The sequence below is a fragment of the Streptomyces sp. ICN903 genome (genome assembly GCF_022015835.1).
GTDB lineage: Bacteria > Actinomycetota > Actinomycetes > Streptomycetales > Streptomycetaceae > Streptomyces > Streptomyces fenghuangensis.
Map to the genome: position 1 here is coordinate 1 of NZ_JAKMAY010000450.1, position 3,310 is coordinate 3,310.

The 3,310-nt window shown below is 73.9% G+C and carries 3 protein-coding genes; 2 read left to right on the forward strand and 1 reads right to left on the reverse strand.

Annotated elements, in window-relative coordinates; all coding sequences use genetic code 11:
* The first annotated feature begins 158 nt into the window (after positions 1 to 158).
* Positions 159 to 1,139, forward strand: a complete 981-nt coding sequence (locus tag L7D48_RS27505) for a hypothetical protein (protein ID WP_308312356.1) — start codon at positions 159 to 161, stop codon at positions 1,137 to 1,139.
* A gap of 32 nt (positions 1,140 to 1,171) precedes the next feature.
* On the opposite strand, the gene L7D48_RS27510 is transcribed toward L7D48_RS27505, so the two are convergent.
* Positions 1,172 to 1,852: an enoyl-CoA hydratase-related protein gene (locus L7D48_RS27510; protein ID WP_237883612.1), complete on the reverse strand. Its 681-nt coding sequence runs from the start codon at positions 1,850 to 1,852 to the stop codon at positions 1,172 to 1,174.
* Between the two features lie 269 nt (positions 1,853 to 2,121).
* On the opposite strand from L7D48_RS27510, the gene L7D48_RS27515 reads away from it, so the two are divergent.
* Positions 2,122 to 3,310: PP2C family protein-serine/threonine phosphatase (locus L7D48_RS27515; RefSeq protein WP_237883614.1), on the forward strand; the 1,189-nt coding region annotated here is incomplete at its 3' end.

The following is a 3,310-nucleotide window of genomic DNA, read 5'->3' on the forward strand; positions in this document are numbered from 1 at the left end:
CACCCTCCCACCCTGCGGTTTTCCACTCTCAGCGACCGGGTCGCCACACACCGCGTCGGCGGTGTAGCGTGCGGGACGACAAGAGAACGACCCCCGCCGGTGGGCCAACACCGGGCGAGGGTCTGACCATCCAGATCGAACGGACCGATCTCATGGCTATGGCCAACAGTAGCGCCGACGTGCGCCCGTACGCCCCTCCGATGGCCGCTCCCGGCTACGGAAAGCGCTCCGCACCCGGACAACTCCCCCGTAAGCGCGGCGACTTCGAACATCTGCCGCCCCGTGAGGCGTCGGTGGCCGCCCATATCGACCGGCTGCCGGACGGCGCGGCGATCGACACCAAGACCCTCGCCCGCGAACTGCCCGCCTACGGGCAGCAGGCGGTGCGGTCCGCGCTGAACGCGCTGTCGCGGGCCGGGCATCTGCGGCGGGTGCGCGAGACCGTGGGCGAGGGCCGCACCCAGTGGGTCTACCGCACGTACTTCTCGCGGACGGCGCGGGACGACGCCTGGTGGGGGGCGTTCCTGCGGGAGGGCACGCCGCCCGGCGAGGCCCCCGGTACAGAACGGGAGCCGGAGGCGGTCGAGGAGGCCGAGGAGAGCGGGGCCGTACGGCCGTCCCGGCGGGCGGAGGCGTACGAGGTGCTGGCCGGGCTCGGGCAGACCGATCCGCGTATGACGCTCTCGGCCGCCGAGTGCACGGCCCTGGCCGGTCCGGCCGCCGTCTGGCTGGAGCGCGGGGCGAGCCCGGGGCAGCTCGTGCTGGCGCTGACGTCCGGGCTGCCTGAGACGGTGCACTGCCCGGGGGCGCTGGCCCGGCGGCGGCTGGCCGACCGGCTGCCGCCCGTACCCGTCGCGTCCACGTCCGCACCCGTACCCGTTCCTTCGCAGGGGACGGCGCCGCGCCGGGTGATGGAGTGCACCGGGTGCGGGCGGCCCGGCCGTCCCGAGGCGCTGCCCGGTGGGCTGTGCCGGGACTGCCGGGGTCTGCCGGAACCGGCGCCGGCCGGGCCACCGGCCGCCGAGGTGCGCGCCCGGGTCGAGCGGCTGCGGGCGGGCCTGCGCGCCCCGGCCGACCGGAGCCGGGCCGCACGGGACCGGGGCGCACGGGACCGAAGCCCGGTCCCGGTCTTCGGCTGAACGGCCGATCGGCCGCCCAGCCGCTCGCCCGCTCAGCCGCCCAGGCTGAGCGGGATCTCCTCGGCGCGCAGCTCCGCGACGGCCGGGCCGTACATCCGGGACTTGATGGTGCCCAGGGTGGGGCTCGCCTTGGCGGTCAGGGAGGCGGCGATCTCGATCGCGGTGGAACGGACGGCGTCCTCCTCCACCGCGCGGTCGACGATCCCGGCGGCCAGCGCGTCCTGCCCGCCGTAGCGGCGGGCGGTGGTCATGGACTCGTGGGCCGTCTGCGGGGTCAGCCGGGCCTGGATGAGGGCGGACATGCCGGGGGTGAAGGGGATGTGGATGTCGGCCTCGGGCAGGCACCAGAAGCCCCGGTCGGCGCGCATCACGCGGAAGTCGTGGGCCAGGGAGAGCATCGCGCCGGCGGCGAAGGTGTGGCCCTGGAGGGCGGCCACGGTGATCAGCGGCAGGGTCAGCACCCGGGCGAAGAGGTCCTGGACGCTCGCGGCGTACTCGGCGGCCTTGTCGGTGTTGGCCAGCAGCCATTCGAGGTCGAGGCCGTTGGAGAAGAACTTGCCGGTCGCCGCGGTGACCAGTGCGCGCGGCCCCTCGGTCTTCTCCACCTCGTCGAGCAGGGTGTTGACGGAGGCGAGCCAGTCGGGGTGGAAGCGGTTCTCGCCGTCCCCGAGGTCGAGGACGAAGACGTCGCCTTGGCGGTCGAGCGCGGGCATGGCTGCTCCTTCGGGCGGGAGTGGAACCGGCCGCGTCCCCTCGTGATCTTCCCGAGCGGAAACCTACTGACCGGTAACGGCGATGGCCGCATGCTACCCAGCCGCCCTCCCGGCCACATCCCCGGCACCGGGCCGCCAGACCTCACTCATCGGACAAAAGGGTCTTAGCATATGCCCTGTGGAGGGTCACCGGAGAGGAAACAGGCACTCTCCCCCGGCGGACACCCGGGCCGGGTGGCGTGCCCGGTCCACAGCGACAAGGAGACTCGATGGAGCAGGGCCAGGGGGCACAGCGGCACGGGAAACGGTCCCACGCCGACCCGTCGGCCGGTGCCGCCCCACAGGCCGGCGCCGCTCCGCAGACCGACCCCGGCCGGGAAGCCGAGGCCGCCGAGTTCACCGAGCAGATCCGGTCGCTGACCCGCGCCCAGCAGCGGCTGCAGAGCCTGCTCGACGCCGTGCTGGCCATCAGCAGCGAGCTGGAGCTGCCCGTGGTGCTGCGCCGCATCGTCACCACCGCGATGGAGCTGGTCGACGCCCGCTACGGCGCGCTCGGCGTACTGGACGAGAGCGGCGAGAGGCTGGAGCGATTCATCCCCGTCGGGCTGAACGAGGAGGAGGAGGCCGCGCTCGCCGGTGTGGAGCTGCCCCGGGGCCACGGCCTGCTCGGGCACCTGATCCACAACCCCGAACCACTGCGGGTCGAGCACATCGGATCCCACCCCAACTCCTCGGGCTTCCCGCCCGGACACCCGCCGATGCGCACCCTGCTCGGCGTCGCGATCGGCGTGCGGGGCGAGATCTACGGCGACCTGTACCTGACCGACCGGCGCGACGGCCTCCCCTTCGACGCCCAGGACGAGAACATCGTCGTCGCGCTGGCGGGCGCGGCGGGCGTGGCGATCGAGAACGCCCGCCTGTTCGAGCAGGTCCGCTCCGGCGCCGAGAACTTCCAGCGTCTGCTGCTGCCCCGGCTCCCCGACCTCCACCCGTTCAGCGGATCGGCCGTATACCGGCCCGCGACGGCCCCCGGGCAGCTCGGCGGCGACTGGTACGACGTCATCCTGCTGCCGGACCGCTCCTGCGCGGCCGTCATCGGGGACGTCGTCGGGCACGACCTGAAGGCCGCGGCCTCCATGGCCCAGACCCGCAACATGCTCCGCGCGCTGCTGTACGACCGGCGCACCCCGCCGAGCCTGGTCCTCTCCCAGCTCGACCGCACCCTCCACGCGATCACCGAGAGCTCCGTCACCACCGCCTGCCTGGCACGTATCGAGCCGGAGGGGGACGGCTGGTGCCTGCACTGGAGCAGCGCGGGCCATCTGCCGCCGCTGGTGATCACACCGGACCGCAGGGCGGCCTATCTGCACGCCGACCCCGGTGTGCCGCTCGGGGTGGACACCCGGCAGCCCCGCCCCGACCACACCCACCCGCTGCCGGACGGGACCACTGTGGTCC